The organism is Streptomyces sp. NPDC088157 (assembly GCF_044741545.1).
Classification (GTDB): domain Bacteria; phylum Actinomycetota; class Actinomycetes; order Streptomycetales; family Streptomycetaceae; genus Streptomyces.
Window position 1 is genome coordinate 715,429 of the sequence record NZ_JBIUSU010000002.1, and the last position, 17,422, is coordinate 732,850.

At 71.4% G+C, this 17,422-nt stretch carries 11 protein-coding genes; 5 read left to right on the top strand and 6 right to left on the bottom strand.

The annotated features are described in order from the left end of the window. Positions 1-38 precede the first annotated feature (38 nt). The 3 genes from ACIPFH_RS09485 to ACIPFH_RS09495 all read right to left on the bottom strand — a co-directional run bounded on the left by ACIPFH_RS09485 (position 39) and on the right by ACIPFH_RS09495 (position 6,058). The gene (locus ACIPFH_RS09485) at positions 39-1,073 is read right to left on the bottom strand and encodes an ABC transporter permease (protein ID WP_401824608.1); all 1,035 of its coding nucleotides are present in this window, start codon (positions 1,071-1,073) and stop codon (positions 39-41) included. Positions 1,074-1,753: 680 nt separating this feature from the next. Next, positions 1,754-3,661 (bottom strand): translational GTPase TypA, encoded by a 1,908-nt coding sequence (gene typA / locus ACIPFH_RS09490; protein WP_401824610.1) that lies wholly within the window; start codon positions 3,659-3,661, stop codon positions 1,754-1,756. Positions 3,662-3,823: 162 nt separating this feature from the next. Next, positions 3,824-6,058, bottom strand: coding sequence for an ABC transporter family substrate-binding protein (locus ACIPFH_RS09495; protein ID WP_401824612.1), 2,235 nt, complete (start codon positions 6,056-6,058; stop codon positions 3,824-3,826). Positions 6,059-6,367: 309 nt separating this feature from the next. Between ACIPFH_RS09495 and ACIPFH_RS09500 the strand changes: the two genes are divergently transcribed. From ACIPFH_RS09500 to ACIPFH_RS09515, 4 genes are read left to right on the top strand one after another with little or no spacing between them, the layout of a single operon-like run. Continuing rightward, positions 6,368-6,658, top strand: coding sequence for a hypothetical protein (locus tag ACIPFH_RS09500; RefSeq protein WP_356256012.1), 291 nt, complete (start codon positions 6,368-6,370; stop codon positions 6,656-6,658). Between the two features lie 18 nt (positions 6,659-6,676). Next, positions 6,677-7,510, top strand: a complete 834-nt coding sequence (locus ACIPFH_RS09505) for a hypothetical protein (RefSeq protein ID WP_401824614.1) — start codon at positions 6,677-6,679, stop codon at positions 7,508-7,510. A 17-nt stretch (positions 7,511-7,527) separates the two neighbouring features. Then, positions 7,528-9,504 carry a fumarate reductase/succinate dehydrogenase flavoprotein subunit gene (locus ACIPFH_RS09510; RefSeq protein WP_401824616.1) on the top strand — a complete coding sequence of 659 codons (1,977 nt, stop codon included), beginning with the start codon at positions 7,528-7,530 and terminating at the stop codon, positions 9,502-9,504. Next, a complete protein-coding gene (locus ACIPFH_RS09515; RefSeq protein ID WP_401824618.1) occupies positions 9,501-10,271 on the top strand; it encodes a succinate dehydrogenase/fumarate reductase iron-sulfur subunit in 771 nt (256 codons plus the stop codon). The genes ACIPFH_RS09510 and ACIPFH_RS09515 overlap by 4 nt, the downstream gene beginning before the upstream one ends. Here ACIPFH_RS09515 and ACIPFH_RS09520 read toward each other — a convergent pair. Both ACIPFH_RS09520 and ACIPFH_RS09525 read right to left on the bottom strand, forming a co-directional pair. Further along, positions 10,252-10,584, bottom strand: a complete 333-nt coding sequence (locus ACIPFH_RS09520; protein ID WP_401824619.1) for a hypothetical protein — start codon at positions 10,582-10,584, stop codon at positions 10,252-10,254. The genes ACIPFH_RS09515 and ACIPFH_RS09520 overlap by 20 nt on opposite strands. A 127-nt stretch (positions 10,585-10,711) precedes the next feature. Further along, positions 10,712-12,022, bottom strand: coding sequence for a hypothetical protein (locus ACIPFH_RS09525; RefSeq protein ID WP_401825128.1), 1,311 nt, complete (start codon positions 12,020-12,022; stop codon positions 10,712-10,714). Between the two features lie 317 nt (positions 12,023-12,339). Here ACIPFH_RS09525 and ACIPFH_RS09530 point away from each other — a divergent pair, with 317 nt between their 5' ends. Beyond that, complete coding sequence (locus ACIPFH_RS09530) at positions 12,340-14,409, top strand: hypothetical protein (RefSeq protein WP_401824621.1); 2,070 nt, start codon at positions 12,340-12,342, stop codon at positions 14,407-14,409. Between the two features lie 94 nt (positions 14,410-14,503). Here the strand turns inward: ACIPFH_RS09530 and ACIPFH_RS09535 are convergent, their stop codons facing one another. After that, entirely contained in the window at positions 14,504-17,152 is a 2,649-nt protein-coding gene (locus ACIPFH_RS09535) for a SpoIIE family protein phosphatase (protein WP_401824623.1), read from the bottom strand. Between the last annotated feature and the right edge of the window lie 270 nt (positions 17,153-17,422).

A 17,422-nucleotide genomic window follows, 5' to 3' on the forward strand; every position in this document is an offset into this window, starting at 1 on the left:
TCCAGCAGTCTGTGATTCCAAAGGACGTGATGTGCGGATCAGCGCGCCGTCTTGGGGTCGAAGGCGTCCCTGACCGAGTCCCCGAGCAGGTTGAACGCCACGATGAAGATGATCATCGAGACACCGGGGAAGAACATGTAGGTGATGTCGTTCTGCATCACGAGTTCGGTCGCCGCCTTGGAGAACATCTGGCCCCAGTCCGGCGTCGGTTCGACCAGTCCCACGCCGAGGAAGGACAGACCGGCCTCGGCGGTCACGAAGTTGGGCAGCATGTAGGTGGCCTGCACCAGGATCGGCGTGACCACGTTGGGCAGGATCTCCTTGCGGATGATCCGCCCCGGTGGCGCCCCGCTCACCTTGGCGGCCTCGATGAACTCCCGTTCCCTCAGGGCGAGGCTGGTGCCGCGCAGGATGCGGCCGAGGCTCATCCAACCGAGGACCCACTGCACCGAGATCAGCGCGACGACCCGGACGTAGACGGGTGTCTCGTCGCGTGGGCTGACGAACAGGGAGACCACGACCGGCATGCTCGCGATGAAGAACAGCTGGGCCGGAATGGCGAGCAGGAAGTCGATCACCCGGCTGATCAGGAAGTCCGTGCGGCCGCCGAGATAGCCGGCCGCGACCCCGAGGACGATGCCGGTCAGCACGGTGGCCACGGTGACCGCGAGGGAGATGCCCAGGGAGTTGCGGATGCCGTAGAGCAGCTTGGTGAAGACGTCGTAGCCGTTGCCGGGTTCGAGGCCGAACCAGAACTCGCCGCTGATCCCGCCGTTCGGCTGCACCGGCACACCCGCGCTGTCGAACAACTCCGGCCGTTCGTCCGCGTACACGGTGTACGGGTTGTGGCCGTAGAGCTTCGAGATCAGCGGGGCGAGAATGCCGATCAGGAAGAAGAACAACACGACGTAGGCCGAGATCACCCCCGTGCGGTCGCGCTTGAAGCGGAGCCACATGAGCTGACCGGGAGACCGGCCCACGGGCACCTTGGCCTCGGTCGACGCCGCCGGCTCGTGGTCGCCGTCGACCACGACCGCCGTGCCGCCGTCCTCGATGTCGGTAGGACTTGTCACAGTTCGCCCATTTCACTTCACGGATGTGGGTGTGCCGAGCCGGCGGCGGGCGCGAACTGCGCGCGGTCGCCGGTCGGTTCATGAAGGGACGCCGGAGTGCGCCGGACGGACAGCACGGAAGAACCCGCAGCCGGACGCGCGTAGCCGGACGGCCGCGGAAGGCGGCCGGAAAACAGGAGGCCCTAGGTCAGTGACACTCGCCGCGGGCGGGGGCGGGCATACCGGCGAGGGACCGCTTGGGCCGCTTGAGTGGCATGGGGATCCTCCTTGTGACTCCACGTGCTCACCGACAGGAGGGGGCGCTCGTCCGACCTCCGACACCCCTGACGGAGGGTCAGACACCCCCTGGTGCTCGCGAGTCGGCGCTGTCCCCACAGCGCGAGACCCATTGACCCGAGCGTTACGCGGCTAACTATCTGGCATGCGTCAGGTGCCGACCACCGTCTTTAAATCTCAATTCAGTCACAGCTGATGCCTAGATCTTCCAAAATCCGGACAAAGTCTCTGGCGCGAGAAGGCCGCGAAACGGACTTGTTACATGGCTATCGGGCGAGGATCTCCGTATTTCGGACAGATGCTGCTGTGCGGGTACCGAAAAACGGGTTGCGAAAAGCCCGGGCGCCCCCACGATGGGGACACCCGGGCTCCGGAGTGTGCTGCGGCGGTGAACTACCCGCGGATCAGCCGTGCTTGGCGCGGCTGGCGGTGCGGGCGCGGTCGCGCTGGTCGAGCACGACCTTGCGGATGCGAACCGCTTCCGGGGTCACCTCGACGCACTCGTCGTCGCGGCAGAACTCCAGCGACTGCTCGAGCGACAGCTTGCGCGGCGGCACGATCGCCTCGAACGAGTCGGCCGAGGACGACCGCATGTTCGTGAGCTTCTTCTCCTTGGTGATGTTCACGTCCATGTCGTCGGAGCGCGAGTTCTCGCCGACGATCATGCCCTCGTACACCTCGGTGCCGGGGTCGGTGAACAGCACACCGCGTTCCTGGAGGTTCGTCATCGCGAACGCGGTGACGGCGCCGGAGCGGTCGGCGACCAGCGAACCGTTGTTACGGGTCGTCAGCGTGCCGAACCACGGCTCGTGGCCCTCGTGGATGGAGTGGGCGATGCCCGTGCCGCGCGTACCGGTCAGGAACTCGGTACGGAAGCCGATGAGACCGCGGGACGGAACGACGAACTCCATGCGGACCCAGCCCGAACCGTGGTTGGACATGTTGTCCATGCGGCCCTTGCGGACGCCCATGAGCTGCGTCACCGGGCCCATGTGCTCCTCGGGCACGTCGATCGTCATGCGCTCGACCGGCTCGTAGACCTTGCCGTCGACGTCCTTCGTGACGACCTGCGGCTTGCCGATCGTCAGCTCGAAGCCCTCACGGCGCATCTGTTCGACCAGGATGGCCAGCGCCAGCTCACCGCGGCCCTGCACCTCCCAGGCGTCGGGACGCTCGGTGTCCAGGACGCGCAGCGAGACGTTACCGACCAGCTCGCGGTCGAGGCGGTCCTTGACCTGACGGGCCGTCACCTTGCGGTCCTTGACCGCGGCCTTGTTGTCCGCGCCCTTGCCGGTGGCGCCGCGGCCGACCATCGGCGAGGTGTTCGTGCCGATGGTCATCGAGATCGCCGGCTCGTCGACCGTGATGAGCGGCAGCGCGATCGGGTTCTCGGGGTCGGCGAGGGTCTCGCCGATCATGATGTCCGGGATACCGGCGACGGCGCAGATGTCACCGGGGCCGGCCATCTCGGCGGGCTTGCGGGTGAGCGCCTCGGTCATCAGCAGCTCGGTGATGCGCACGTTGGACATCGTGCCGTCGCGCTTGATCCACGTGACGGTCTGGCCCTTGCGCAGCTCGCCCTGCTCGACGCGCAGCAACGCGATACGACCGAGGAAGTTGTCGGCGTCCAGGTTGGTGACGTGCGCCTGGAGCGGGGCCTCGGTGTCGAACTCCGGAGCAGGGACGTGGGACAGGATCGTGGAAAAGAACGGCTCCAGGCTGTCGCTGTCCTGCGGGACCGTGCCGTTCTCCGGCTTGGTCAGCGAGGCGACACCGTCACGCGCACACGCGTAGACGATCGGGAACTCGATCTGCTCCTCGTCGGCGTCGAGGTCGAGGAAGAGGTCGTACGCCTCGTTCACGACCTCGTCGATGCGCGAGTCCGGCCGGTCCGTCTTGTTGATGCACAGGATGACGGGCAGGCGGGCCTGGAGCGCCTTGCGGAGCACGAAGCGGGTCTGCGGCAGCGGGCCCTCGGAGGCGTCCACCAGCAGCACGACGGCGTCGACCATGGACAGGCCGCGCTCCACCTCGCCACCGAAGTCGGCGTGACCGGGGGTGTCGATGATGTTGATGGTGATGACGTCCCCCCCGTCCTTGGGGTGGTACTTCACCGCCGTGTTCTTGGCGAGGATCGTGATGCCCTTCTCACGCTCCAGGTCGTTCGAGTCCATCATGCGGTCGTCGAGCGACTCGGCAGCGTGCGCGGCGAAGGCACCGGCCTGCTTGAGCATGGCATCGACCAGGGTCGTCTTGCCGTGGTCGACGTGGGCGACGATGGCTACGTTGCGAATGTCGTGGCGCGTGGCCATAAAGCGGCGTTCTCCCGGAGTGTGAGGGCGACCCTGCTGCGTACGTCTGTGTTACGCGGGCCCTGCCGGGCTTGACACGCCACGGCCTCACCCCATGGTACGTGGCCCGGCGGGGGACGGCCCCCGCAGGGCCACTCGGCTCACTTCACACGTGCCCCGCGCTCACTTCTCGGACGGGCTCGCGGAGGCCTTCGCGCCCTTCTTCAGGAAGCCCATGTCCTCGTAGACGGGGGTCTGGAAGCCGAAGGCACCCGCGTTGACCACGGTCTTCCGTACCGCGGTGAGCTGCGGGCGCTGATAGAGAGGAATCGATCCGGCAGCTGCCCAGATCCGGGAATCGGCCTTGCGGATCAGGGACCGCTGCTCGTCCTCGTCGAGGGTCGAGACGGCCCGTTCGAACAACTGATCGACCTGGTCGGTCCCGATCCGGGTGTAGTTCTGCTGGACGCTCAGCGAGCCGTCGGCGGCCGGCACCGGCTTCGCGTAGATCGGCCGGGCGTCGGTGGCGGGGAAGGCGGACGCCGGCCAGGAGTACAGGGCGAGGTCGTACTGGCCGGAGGCGATGTGGTCCTTGAAGTAGCTCTCGTCCGAGACCTTGGTGATGTCCGTGCCGATGCCGACCTTCGCCAGCATCCTGGTGATCCGCTCGGCGACCGCCGCCAGCGGCTCGGACCCCGGGCCGGACGGCAGCACGAACCGCAGGGTGAGCGCCTTGCCGTCCTTGGCCAGCGCCTTGGCGGCGACACCGGCCGGGGCGGCGGTGCCCTTCGGCGCGGCGGTGCCCTCGGGGGCGTAGGCGCCGGGGGCGCCGCCCTGGTGCATCTGCTTGTACTGCTTGCCGTCCTGGGCGAGCTGCTGTCCGCCCTCGCCGCTCCCGCGCGCGCTCTCGCCCTGGGTGACCTGCAGCTTCTCCTCGCGGCTCGTCGCGGCCGGCGCCTTGTCGTCCTCGCCCACGACGTAGGTGCCGTCGCCGTCCGCGGAGTCGTCGTCCTTGCCGGCCTTCTTCCCCGCCGACCCGGCCGCCTTCTCGCCCTTCTCCTGCTTCTTGACCGGCCCTCCGGGCACCCACCCGGCGTCCGCGAGCAGCGCCTGCGCCTCGGCGGTGTCCTGGCCGCCCAGCGCCCCGCTGTTGTCCGCGTACGCGTCCTGCCCGGCCAGGGCCAGGTGGCTGCCCACGGGCTCCGCGGGCAGACCCAGCGGCTTCAGCACGACCTTGGCCAGTTCCCTGCGGTCCAGCGCCCGGGCCACGGCCCGGCGCACCCGCTCGTCCGCCAGCGGCCCGTCCGCGCCGTTCAGCGCGAGCTGGGTGTACGCCGGCTCCAGCGATCTGCGGACCTCGAAGTCGCGCAACGCCTTCTGCTGCTGTTCCCACTTCGCGATCGCCTTGCGCAGCTTCGAGCGGGCCTCGACCTCGTCCTCGGCCGTGTCGTCGTCCGAGCCGTGGGCGAGGGCCCAGGAACGCAGCGCCTCGGCGGCGGTGCGTCCGGAGCCGGGGCCGGCGAGCGGTCCGGCCGTGCCGTTCGCCGCACCGTCGACGCGCTGCGCGGCGGCCGGGTCGACCTCGGCCAGATCGATCTTCCCGGCGGCCAGTGCGGACGCCCGCTCCTTCCTCGGGACGGCCGTCAGAACGATCTCGGAGAGCTTGGCCGTCCGGCCCCACCAGCGAGCGTTGCGGGTGAGGCGTACCTGGTTCTTCTTGCGGTCGACCTTCTTCACCACGAACGGCCCGGCGGTCACCTTCAGCTTGCGGCGGGCCGCGTCGTTGAAGGCGTCGGGCGTGCCCATGACGTCCTTCGGGTACAGCGGGGAGAACAGCGACCGCCAGTCGGCGTAGGTCCGCTTGAAGGTGACCCGGACCTCCAGGTCGTTGGCCCCGCGCTCGATCTTCTCGATGCGGTCGTAGCCGGCGTTGCGGGCCGTCCAGTAGGCGCTGTCCTTGCCCGACAGCGCACGCCACTGGGCCGCGAAGTCGGCGGCGCCGATCTCCCGGCCGTCGCTCCACACGGCCTGCTGGTTCAGCTTGTACAGGACGACCTGCCTGGGCTCGGTGTCGACGACCTTCGCGGACTCCAGGTAGTCGGCGTCGCGCTGCGGACGCCCGGTCGCGTCGAGCCGGTACATCGAGGGCAGAACGGCCTGGGCGACCCGGGTGGTGGTGGCGTCGGCGTCCGACTGGAAGGCGTTGAAGGTGTCCGGCACCGTGTCGACGGCCCAGCGCAGCGTGCCGCCCTCGGCGACCCGGGCGCGGGCGGCCGGGGCGATGTCCTGGCGGGCCAGGGGCTTGCCCGCCTCGTCCGCGGACCCGCAGCCGGAGAGCAGGGGCACCGCGAGCGCGCCCGCGGTGAGGAAGGCGACCGAGCGCATCACCGCGCGCGGGCCGACGCCGTCGTGTGACATCTCTGGTACCTCCGGTGAGCCGCTGCCGCCGGTGATCCGGGCACCGGGACGCGAATGCGCCGACTCGGGTGCGTTTTGATCACGTTTGGCGGTATTTTGGTGTTGATCAGATCTATGGCTCACTGAAGAGGAAAGGGTTCGCCTGCCGTGGGCGACACGGCGGCGGGGCCGCCCAAGGCCACTCGTGCGGAGCAACGCACCCGCCAATCGCTGCACACGCCTTCACATCCACCGGTGTGACGCGCAACACTCGCAGGCGCATGAACGTTGCCGTCCAGGGCTCAGCCCCCACGGAAGCGAGGACTTCTCATGTCCGTGCACGACGACCTGACAACGGCCCAGCGCTGTCTCGACGACCTCTCCCGGTCCGTCGCCCGCCTGGAGCAGCAGCTCGGCAGCTCAGGCCTGGAGATGCGCCGGGTCCGTACCGACGCCGATCACCTGAGGGAGAGCGTCGCGCTGCTGCGCGAGGCCGCCTCCCACCCCGGCTCGTCGCGCGGGCCCGAGCTCGTCACCATCCCCGACACCCCGTACGACGACTCCCTGTGGATCGACACGGACGACGAGGGACTCGGCGCCCGGGGCCGGCACGCCCCCTGACCCGACCGGAGTCCTGACTTGGCCACTGGTACGGAAACCTCACCTACGGACCACCAACCCCCGAGCGGCGTACGCGGCGCCGGACGCGCCGCCATCGCCGCTCCCCATCTGCGGACCGACCGCTGGTGGCTGGCCCCCGCCGCCACCGCCGCCGGCCTGCTCGCGTTCATCGCCTACTCGACCTGGCGGGCCTTCGCGAACGCGGACTACTACGCGGCGCCGTACGTCTCGCCGTTCTACTCCCCGTGCCTGGCGGAGAACTGCGCCCCGATGCGGCACGGCCCCAACGCGGAGATCTTCGGCGCCTGGTGGGGCCTCTCCCCCGCGATCCTCATCCTGATCTTCCCGCTCGGCTTCCGCCTGACCTGCTACTACTACCGCAAGGCCTACTACCGCGGCTTCTGGGCGTCGCCGCCGGCCTGCGCGGTGGCCGAGCCGCACCGGAAGTACACCGGCGAGACCCGCTTCCCGCTGATCCTCCAGAACATCCACCGGTACTTCTTCTACGCGGCGCTCGTCGTCGCCGGGATCCTGACGTACGACACCGTGCTCGCCTTCCGCGACGAGCACTACGCGTGGGGCCACATGGGCCTCGGGACCCTGGTCTTCCTGCTCAACATCGCGCTGATCTGGGCATACACGATCTCCTGCCACTCCTGCCGGCACATCGTGGGCGGCCAGCTGAAGCACTTCTCCAAGCACCCCGTGCGCTACCGGGCCTGGCGGTTCGTGGGGAAACTGAACGCCCGTCACATGCTGCTGGCGTGGGCGTCGCTGGTGAGCGTCGCGCTCGCCGACTTCTACGTCTATCTCGTCGCGTCCGGTGTCTTCGACGATCCGAGGTTTTTCTAGATGAGTGGGGCCTGCTGATGTCCGTGGTCGACCGCCAGGAGTGGGACGTAGTCGTGGTCGGCGCGGGAGGCGCCGGGCTGCGTGCCGCCATCGAGGCCCGCGAGCGCGGCGCCCGCACCGCCGTCATCTGCAAATCGCTGTTCGGCAAGGCGCACACGGTGATGGCCGAGGGCGGCATCGCGGCGGCGATGGCCAACGCCAACGAGCACGACAACTGGCAGGTCCACTTCCGCGACACCCTGCGCGGCGGCAAGTTCCTCAACCAGTGGCGGATGGCCGAGCTGCACGCACAGGAGGCCCCGGACCGGGTGTGGGAGCTGGAGACCTGGGGCGCCCTCTTCGACCGCACCAAGGACGGCCGGATCTCCCAGCGCAACTTCGGCGGTCACGAGTACCCACGTCTCGCGCACGTCGGCGACCGTACGGGCCTGGAGCTGATCCGCACGCTCCAGCAGAAGATCGTCTCGCTCCAGCAGGAGGACCACCGCGAGACCGGGGACTACGAGTCCCGGCTGAAGGTCTTCCAGGAGTGCACGGTCACCCGGGTCCTCAAGGACGGCGGGCGAAGCGAGATGGGGGCCTCCCCGGCCGAAGGCCGGGGGAGGGTGAGCGGGGTCTTCGCCTACGAGCGCGAGACCGGCCGCTTCTTCGTCCTCCAGGCGCCCGCCGTGGTGATCGCGACGGGCGGCATCGGCAAGTCCTTCAAGGTGACGTCGAACTCGTGGGAGTACACGGGCGACGGCCACGCGCTGGCCCTGCTCGCCGGTGCTCCGCTGCTCAACATGGAGTTCGTGCAGTTCCACCCGACGGGCATGGTCTGGCCGCCGTCGGTGAAGGGCATCCTCGTCACGGAATCCGTCCGCGGCGACGGCGGGGTGCTCAGGAACTCCGACGGAAAACGCTTCATGTTCGACTACGTGCCCGACGTCTTCAAGGAGAAGTACGCCGAGTCGGAGGAGGAGGGCGACCGCTGGTACGAGGACCCGGACCACAACCGGCGACCACCGGAGCTGCTCCCCCGTGACGAGGTGGCCCGCGCGATCAACTCGGAGGTGAAGGCGGGCCGCGGCTCCCCGCACGGCGGGGTCTTCCTGGACGTGTCGACGCGGATGCCCGCCGAGGTCATCAAGCGCCGGCTGCCCTCCATGTACCACCAGTTCAAGGAGCTGGCCGACGTCGACATCACGGCGGAGGCCATGGAGGTCGGACCGACCTGTCACTACGTGATGGGCGGCATCGCGGTCGACTCCGAAACGGCCGCCGCCCGCGGGGTGCCGGGGCTGTTCGCGGCCGGCGAGGTGGCCGGCGGCATGCACGGCTCCAACCGGCTCGGCGGCAACTCCCTCTCCGACCTCCTGGTGTTCGGCCGCCGGGCGGGACTGCACGCGGCCCGCTACACGGCGGACCTCGCCCAGGGACGCCCGGCGGTGGACGAGGAGCAGATCGACGCGGCGGCCGCCGAGGCGCTGCGGCCGTTCTCCGCCGAGGGCCCCGGAGAACCGCAGGGGCGCGCGCCGGAGAACCCGTACACCCTCCACCAGGAACTCCAGCAGACCATGAACGACCTGGTCGGCATCATCCGCCGGGAGGGCGAGATGGAGCACGCCCTGGAGAAGCTGGCCGAACTGCGCGTGCGGGCGTGGCGCGCCGGGGTCGAGGGACACCGGCAGTTCAACCCCGGGTGGCACCTCGCGCTCGACCTGCGGAACATGCTGCTGGTCAGCGAGTGCGTGGCGCGGGCCGCCCTGGAGCGCACCGAGTCGCGCGGCGGGCACACCCGCGAGGACCACCCGTCGATGGACCGCGCGTGGCGCAACGTCAACCTGCTGTGCGCGCCGGCCGAGCCCGTCGGCGACCTGGCGGCGACGGACCCCGCCCGCGACCGGATCACCCTCACCCGCGAGACCACCGAGCCCATCCGCCCCGACCTGCTCGCCCTCTTCGAGAAAGAGGAGCTGGTCAAGTACCTCACCGAAGAGGAGCTGTACGAGTGAGCAGCTACGAGGCCCGCTTCCGGGTGTGGCGGGGCGACATCGAGGGCGGCGGCCTGAAGGACTTCGAGGTCGAGGTCAACGACGGCGAGGTGGTCCTGGACATCATCCACCGGCTCCAGGCCACCCAGGCGCCCGACCTCGCCGTCCGCTGGAACTGCAAGGCGGGCAAGTGCGGTTCGTGTTCCGCGGAGATCAACGGGCGGCCCCGGCTGCTGTGCATGACCCGCATGTCGGTGTTCGGCCGCGAGGAGACGATCACCGTCACACCGCTGCGTGCCTTCCCGGTCATCCGCGATCTCGTCACGGACGTCGGCTTCAACTACCGCAAGGCACGTGAGGTCCCGGCGTTCGTACCGCCCGAGGGGGTCGGTCCCGGCGAGTACCGGATGTTCCAGGAGGACGTGGACCGGTCGCAGGAGTTCCGCAAGTGCATCGAGTGCTTCCTGTGCCAGGACACCTGCCATGTCGTCCGTGACCACGAGGAGAACAAGACGGCGTTCGCGGGCCCGCGCTTCCTCATGCGGATCGCCGAACTGGACATGCACCCGCTGGACGCGGCCGAGGAGAGCGGCCTGGACCGCAGGCGCACGGCCCAGGACGAACACGGCCTCGGCTACTGCAACATCACCAAGTGCTGTACGGAGGTCTGCCCCGAGGGCATCAAGATCACGGACAACGCGCTGATCCCGCTCAAGGAACGCGCGGTCGACCGCAAGTACGACCCGTTGGTGTGGCTGGGGTCGAAGATCAGGAGGCGGTCGTCGTAGGCGCCGGGGGCAGCGGGGGCGTGCGGCCGGGACGCCGGGCGAGCGACTGCACGCCGAGCCCGGCGAAATTGACGGCCATCCCGGCGAGCGGGACGTAGAAGTTCACCGCCCGACCGCCGGGGGCCAGCGGACCCAGGAACACGAAGAGGCTCAGGCCCAGGGCGCTCATCAGGGCGCCGGCGCCCCACAGCCTCGGCCGCAGCACCTGGCTGCGGCCGAGCGGCGGTACCCACTCCCGGGTGACGGCCGCGATGCCGAACGCCGCCATGATCGTCACACAGACGACGATCGTCCCCGCCAATGCCCAGTACATGCGCTCAGGATCCCAGCGACTCCGGCACCCGCAAGGGATTTGACTCCGCGATGGCCCGCATTTCCCCAGGCCTTGGGAAGCCGCCCTCCCACAGCGCCGGCGGGCCCCGACCAGGACGGGGGCGGGCCTACCGGACCCAGCCCTCCTCGTACGACGTCCAGTCCTGCTCGATGGCCGCGAAGTCCACGTAGGCCGCGACGCCGAAGTTCTCGCGGTCGGCGTCGGTGCGGGACAGGCCCAGCCTGACGCCCCGGACGGCGGCGGCGACGGTCTCGGCGTGGTTCCAGTGGCCGAACCGGTTCTCGTGGTAGAAGGGCAGGCCCATCAGCAGGTCGGTGGAGGGCGGGGTGACCTCCAGCGCGAGGGAGGTCTGCTGGGCGACGTACCCGCCGTAGGTGCTCTGCAGCGGCTGCATGGTGTCGTACGACATCACGGCGATCTGGTCGACGCGGCGGGCGACCCGGCCGAAGAACTTCTGCGACCACCACTTGGGATGGCCGGTCGTCGTGCCCCAGAAGGAGTGGAAGCCGGGGACCGGATCGATCTGGTGGGCCGCTACGGAGAGTTGGGCGTCGTGGGCACGGGTGACGGCGCGCAGCGAGTCGAGGAGGGTGAGGTAGTCGGCGTCGTCCGAGTGCAGGGGCTCCAGGTCGAAGTGGGCGCCCTGGAAGCCCGCGGCGAGGATCTCGCGAGTGGACCGCACCACGGCGGCGCGGGTCCCGGCCCGCTCCAGCCGCATGCCGTTCGGGCTCTCGCTGGCGAGGACGTCCCCGAGCCAGGCCTGGACGCGGAGCTTCGGCGCTTCCCGGTGGACGGCGGCTATGAACCACCGCGCGTTGGCGTACGCGGACGCGGGGAGCGTGCCGTCGTGCTCCAGGGGGCCGGCGTGGACGTACAGGTCGCGGATGCCGGTGTCCCGAAGCCGCCCGGCGAGGGTCTTGACGTCGGCGTCGGTCTTGCGGCCGTCGACCCAGGCGTGGCCCAGCCAGATGGCGTCCCTGTCGCGGGTGTACGTCCCGTCGGCCGGGTCGCCCAGGTAGTTCACGCGCAGGGCCGTCTCGGCGGCGAGGACCGGCAGCAGGAGGAGCAGGACGAGCGCGAGGGCGGATCGACGCAGCAGCCGTCGGCGGCGCCCGCCCGGACGAACCGCCTCGGCCCCGGCATCGCCGGTCCCGCCCTCGTCGACCCCGGAACCACCACTCCCGCTCGCGCCCGCCTCGGCCCCCGTATCGCCGGTCCCGGTCCCGGTCCCGTCCGGCTCGGCCCCCGGACCACCGCTCCCGCTCCGACCCTCGTGGGCCCCCGGACCACCGCTCCCGCTCGCGCCCGCCTCGGCCCCCGTATCGCCGGTCCCGGTCCCGTCCGGCTCGGCCCCGCCCGCATCGCCCGCATCGGGCGCGCGACTCGCGGAGTCCGCTGCGGGTGTCCCGACCCGCACGTCCGCCGTTCCGGCCGCTGGCCCCGTCTCCTTCTCCATCCCCGTGACCGCGTCCGTCCCCATCCCGGTCTCCGCCCCGGTCACCGCGTTGGTCCCGGTCGCCGTGTCCGTCCCGGCCGCCGTGTCCGTCCCCGGCACCGTGTCTGTACCGGTCACCGTCCCCGTCCCGGTCGCCGTGTCCGTCCCCGTCTCCGTGTCCGTCTGGCCCGGTGGCCGTTCCATCGCGGTTTCCCCCTCGCGTGTCGTTCCGTCCCACGGTCCCCGCCTCGGGTGCATCCCGGTCGCGTTGCCGTATGCGCGGCCATACGCTCCCAAATGTGACCTCTTCCTTGCTCCGGGGCCGGCCGCGGCGTGCCAAGTCGCACATATCCGTGCGGGTGGCGCATGCCGTGCTGGGCGGTGCGGTCGGGGTCGTGTGGCTGGTGTTGCCAGGGATGACGTCGGGTGACGACGCTCCGGTTGCGATCAAGAACCCGGCGCCCGGCGCGAGCGCCGCCGCAGCCGCGGCCGAGGCCGACGAGAGGTCCACCGTCGATCTGGTGCTGCCGCTCGTGGCGGTCGGCACGGCCGGCGCGGTCGCCGGCTACGGGTACCTGCGGCGCGTACGGCGCGCCCGCGTCCGCACGACTCCCGGCGGGGGCGGCAGCCCACCGCCGTCGAGAACGTCGCCGCCTCTCGCCGCGGCCGACGAGCAGGCCTGCGCGGCGCTGGTCGAGGCCGACAACCGGGTCCGGGCTGCCCGCACCGAACTGGGCTTCGCCGAGGCGCTGTGCCCCGCGGAGGACCTGGAGGCCTTCCGCCGGGCCGTCCGCGAGGCGGAGAGCGAACTCGCCGCCGCGTTCAGGATGCGGCAGCGGTACGACGAGGGAGTGCCGGCGGAGGAGGCGGCTCGGGGGCACGCGCTCGCCGGGATCGTCGGGCGGTGCGACGAGGCCGGGCGGCGGCTGGACGCCGTGTCCGGTGAGTTCGGGCGGCTGCGGGGACTGGAACGGGGGATGGGTGAGGCGTTGGGGGTCGCCGAGGGCCGGTTCCGGGAGCTGACGGGGCGAACGGGGGCCTCGGAAGCCGTCCTCGCCGGGCTCCGGGCCCGGTACGCGCCGACCGCCACCGCCTCCGTCACCGGGAGCGTCGAACAGGCCAAGGATCGTCTGCTGTTCGCCACGGTCCGGCTCAACCAGGCCCGTCAGTCGGCCGACGCGGGGCGCCCGGAGCGGGCGGCCCGGCAGTTGCGTGCCGCCGAGGGCGCCGTCGCCCAGGCGGCCGTCTTCGTCGAGGGCGTCGACCGGCTGGCCACGGAGCTGCGAACGGCCGAGCACACGGTGCCGGCCGCCCTCACGGGCGCGGAGGCGGAGCTGGCCCTGGCCAGACAACAGCCGTCCCCGCACCGCACGACAGCACTCCCACCAGGACCCCACCCCGACACCCCGCTCTCCGACACCCCGCTCAACGGCGGCCCAGTCAACGACGGCCCGCCCACCGACGGCCCACTCAACGACACCCCGCTCAACGACGGCCCGCCCACCGACGGCCCACTCAACGGCGGCCCAGTCAACAGCGTCCCGCCCACCGCCGGCCCGCCCACCGACACCCCACTCAACGGCGGCCGGCCCACCTCGGGCCCGCCCACCGGCGCGGTGGCGCGGCACCGGTCGGCCCGCCGCCCGGCCGACCCGGTCCCGGGCGAATCCCACCCCGACGCGGAGGCGCAGTCCTCGGCCCGGGGCCGTCCGGCCCAAGGACCTGCCGGCCCGCCCCCGGCCGGACCCCGCCCCGGTGGGAAGGCGCGACCCCGGTCGGCCCCCCATTCAGCCGGTCCGCCCACCGCCGAACCCCGCTCCGGCACCCCACTCGCCGGGACGGCGGCCGGCCGGTCGTCGGCGCTGCAGCATGCCGACGCCGTGCTCGGGTCCGTGCGGCAGGAACTGACCGGGGGGCGCGCCTGGGATCCGGTCGGGGTGCTGCGTCGGGTCGTGCGGGCGACCGCGCCGGTCGCCTCGGGGCGGGCCGGGGTGCTCCCGGCCGCCGCCCTGATCACCGCCCGAACCGCCACCGCCGCCGCGGCCGACTTCGTCGCGACGCACCGGGGCGCGGTCGGCGCCGTCGCACGGACCCGGCTGGCGGAGGCGGTGCGGCTCCTCGCGACGGGGGACCCGGCGGAACGTCCGGCCGCCGACACCCTCGCCCTGGAGGCCCTGGAGCTGGCCGAGCGCGACGTACGGGCGCACGGGAACCCGTACGCGGGCCCCGGAGGCGTCGAAGGCACGGCCGGCACCGGCGGGGCCGTGCTCGGCGGCATCGTCCCGGCCGAGGACCCCGAGGACGGGACCCCCGCGGGCTTCGACGGCGAGGCGCGGCCCGCCCGGGCGCCGTCAGGCCCGGACACCTGATGAACCCGAGGAACCCGAGGGACCGGAGCAACCTGAGGGACCGGAGCAACCTGAGGAACCGGAGCAACCTGAGGGACGGCCCGTCCGAACGGGATCAGAACAGGCTCAGCAACGCCTCCGCCGGGTCCGCCAGCCCCGTCTCGCCGTCCGGCAGGGGGAGTTCGAACCACACCGTCTTCCCGCGCGGGGTACGGCGCGAGCCCCAGGCCGCCGACAGCAGGCCCACGAGCTGAAGGCCCCGGCCGCCCTCGTCGGTGTCCCGGGCGCGGCGGCGGCGTGGCTGGACGAGGCCCGCGTCCCAGACCTCGCACACCAACGTGCGGTCGAGGAGCAACCGGAGTCTGATCTCGCCCTCGCCGTACCGCAGCGCGTTCGTGACCAGCTCGCTGACCAGCAACTCCGTGGTGTCGACGAGGGGTTCGAGGCCCCAGGACAGCAACTGGCCGCGCGCGTACTCCCTCGCGCGGCCCACGCTGCGCGGCTCGCGCGGCAGGGTCCAGTCGCCGACCGAGTCGGCGGGCAGGCCCTGCACGCGTGCCATCAGCAGCGCGATGTCGTCCTCGCCGTGGTGCGAGTCGAGGGTGTTGAGGACGTGGTCGCAGACGTCCTCGAGGGGGGCGGACGGGTCGGTGAGGGCGCCGACGAACGCGTTGAGACCCTCGTCCAGCGGATGGTCGCGCGATTCGACCAGTCCGTCCGTGTAGAGCGCCAGCAGGGCGCCCTCGGGGAGTTCGACCTCCACCTCCTCGAAGGGTTCGCCGCCCACGCCGAGCGGCATGCCGGGCGGCACGTCGAGCATCAGCGCCGGCTCACCGGGTTCGACGAGCACCGGGGGGAGGTGTCCCGCGTTGGCGAACGTGCAGCGCCTGGTCACGGAGTCGTAGACCGCGTACACGCAGGTCGCGAGGTACACCTCGGACAGGTCGGCCTCACGGGGGCGACGGGCGGCCCGGGTGGCCTGCTGCACGCCTCCCGGGGCGCCGAGGCCGCGTGCGATCTCGTCCAACGCGGAGAGCACCTCGGCCGGTTCCAGGTCCAGCAGCGCCAGCGTACGGACGGCCGTGCGGAGTTCACCCATCGCGACCGCCGCCCGCAGGCCGCGGCCCATGACGTCGCCCACCACCAACGCCGTACGGTGACCGGGAAGTTCGATGACGTCGAACCAGTCGCCGCCGACCTCGCTGGGGCGGTCGGTGGAGGCGTTGCCGGGAAGATAGCGGCAGGCGATGTCCAGACCCGAGGCCACCGGGTCGCCGGGCGGCAGCAGCGACCGTTGCAGTATCAGCGCCCGTTCGTGCTCCCGCCGGTACAGGCGCGCGTTGTCGATACAGACCGCCGCGCGCGCCGCCAACTCCACGGCCAGATCGCGGTCCCGGTCCCCGAACGGCTCACTGCCCTTCGTTCGCGAGAACTGCGCGAGGCCGACGACGGTGTCGTGGGCGACCATCGGGACGGCGAGGGTGGACTGCACGAGGCCCCCCTCCTCGCCGGGGATGGCCTGCGGGCGGGCGGTGCGCAGGGCGTCCGCGCAGGGCGAGTTGAACGGGAAGTGGTGGACCGCGCCGACCGCGACGGGCGCGCCGGTGCCGGCGAAGGGGGCGTCGGAGACGGCGGAGGAGAAGGCGACCCGGCGCAGTTCCGCGCTGCCGTCGGCGAGGCCGGGCGGGGTCTCGTCGCCGGCCAGAAGACCCTGGTAGAGGTCCACGGTGGCGAGGTCGCAGAAGCCGGGCACGACGACGTCGAGGAGTTCGCGTGCGGTCGTCTCCAGGTCGAGGGAGTTCCCTATGCGGGCGCCCGCCTCGTTCAGGAGGGCGAGATTGCGCCGGGCCGCGGCGGCCTCGCGGGCGGCGGCGCGGCGGGCGGTGATGTCGGTGCCGAGCCAGGCGATGCCGATGGGGCGACCGGTGCCGCTGTGCACCCGGTAGAGGTTGATCGACCAGTGCCGGCGCTCGTCGCTGCCCGGCACGAAACCCGTGACGTGCATGTCCGTGATGGAGTCGCCGGTCTGGAGGACCCTGCGCAGGGTCGCGCTGACCCGGTCGGCCTCGGACCGGGGCAGGTAGTCGTGGACGCCCTTGCCGCGGTGGTCGTCGGGGGTGCCGCCGAAGATGGAGGCGAACCGATGGTTGGCGCGGCGGACCCGCAGATCGGGATCGATCAGCAGGAAGCCGAACGGGGATTGGCCGAAAATGGCCTGCGAGGCGGCGAGGTCGGTCTCGATGCTGCGGAGCGTGCGGACGTCGACGACGATGCACACGGCGGCCTTCTCGCCGTCCAGGCTGCGCGTCGGCATGACGTACACCTCGGCGAGGCCCTTCTCCCCGCGTCCGCCGCCGGGCACCGGATCCGGCATCCGGAACGGGACCACGCCGGTCCACTCCCGCCCGTCGAGAATCTCGGCCATCTTGCGCTGGCCGCGCTCGCGCAGGTCGGGGTCGATGAACGCGTCGATGGGGTCCATGCCCACGGCGCGGTCGGCGGGGATGCCGAAGATCTGCTCGGCGCGCAGACTCCACTGGTCGACGAGGCCGTCGGGGCCGATCGAGAACGAGGCGACCTTGATGTAGTCGTAGATGGAACCGGGCGGACTGCTCTGCCACATGGCGTCACCGGGCGTCGCCAACTCGCCCGGGCCGTCGGCGAGGCCGTGCGCGGCATCGGCGGCGAGCGCACTCGCGGCCTTCGCCCTCGCGCCGCCCGACGGGTCCTCGGACTCCGTGGCCTTCGCTGGTATCTCGCTCACGCGAACCGTCCCCTCCAGCTCACCGCGTCCGGCACCGGTCACCGGCGGCGGCTGCCCGCAGTATCCAGCACTACGGGTCCGCACGACACGGTGTTCACGATCACAGCACGGTCCAGGCGTTTTTTGGCCCGTCCCGCGACAACACTTCCAGTCTTCTAACCAGCGGGCACGTCCTCGAATCACCTCTTTCGCGGCCGGTCGGCGACCGGAACCGAACGGGCGACAGCACAAGCCCCGCTGTACACCGGCTCATCCCCGCGAGACGCCCCG

Coding starts and splice junctions, on each gene's coding strand:
- typA (WP_401824610.1), bottom strand. CDS start 3,661: ATGGCCACGCGCCACGACATTCGCAACGTAGCCATCGTCGCCCACGTC.
- ACIPFH_RS09495 (WP_401824612.1), bottom strand. CDS start 6,058: ATGTCACACGACGGCGTCGGCCCGCGCGCGGTGATGCGCTCGGTCGCC.
- ACIPFH_RS09500 (WP_356256012.1), top strand. CDS start 6,368: ATGTCCGTGCACGACGACCTGACAACGGCCCAGCGCTGTCTCGACGAC.
- ACIPFH_RS09510 (WP_401824616.1), top strand. CDS start 7,528: ATGTCCGTGGTCGACCGCCAGGAGTGGGACGTAGTCGTGGTCGGCGCG.
- ACIPFH_RS09520 (WP_401824619.1), bottom strand. CDS start 10,584: ATGTACTGGGCATTGGCGGGGACGATCGTCGTCTGTGTGACGATCATG.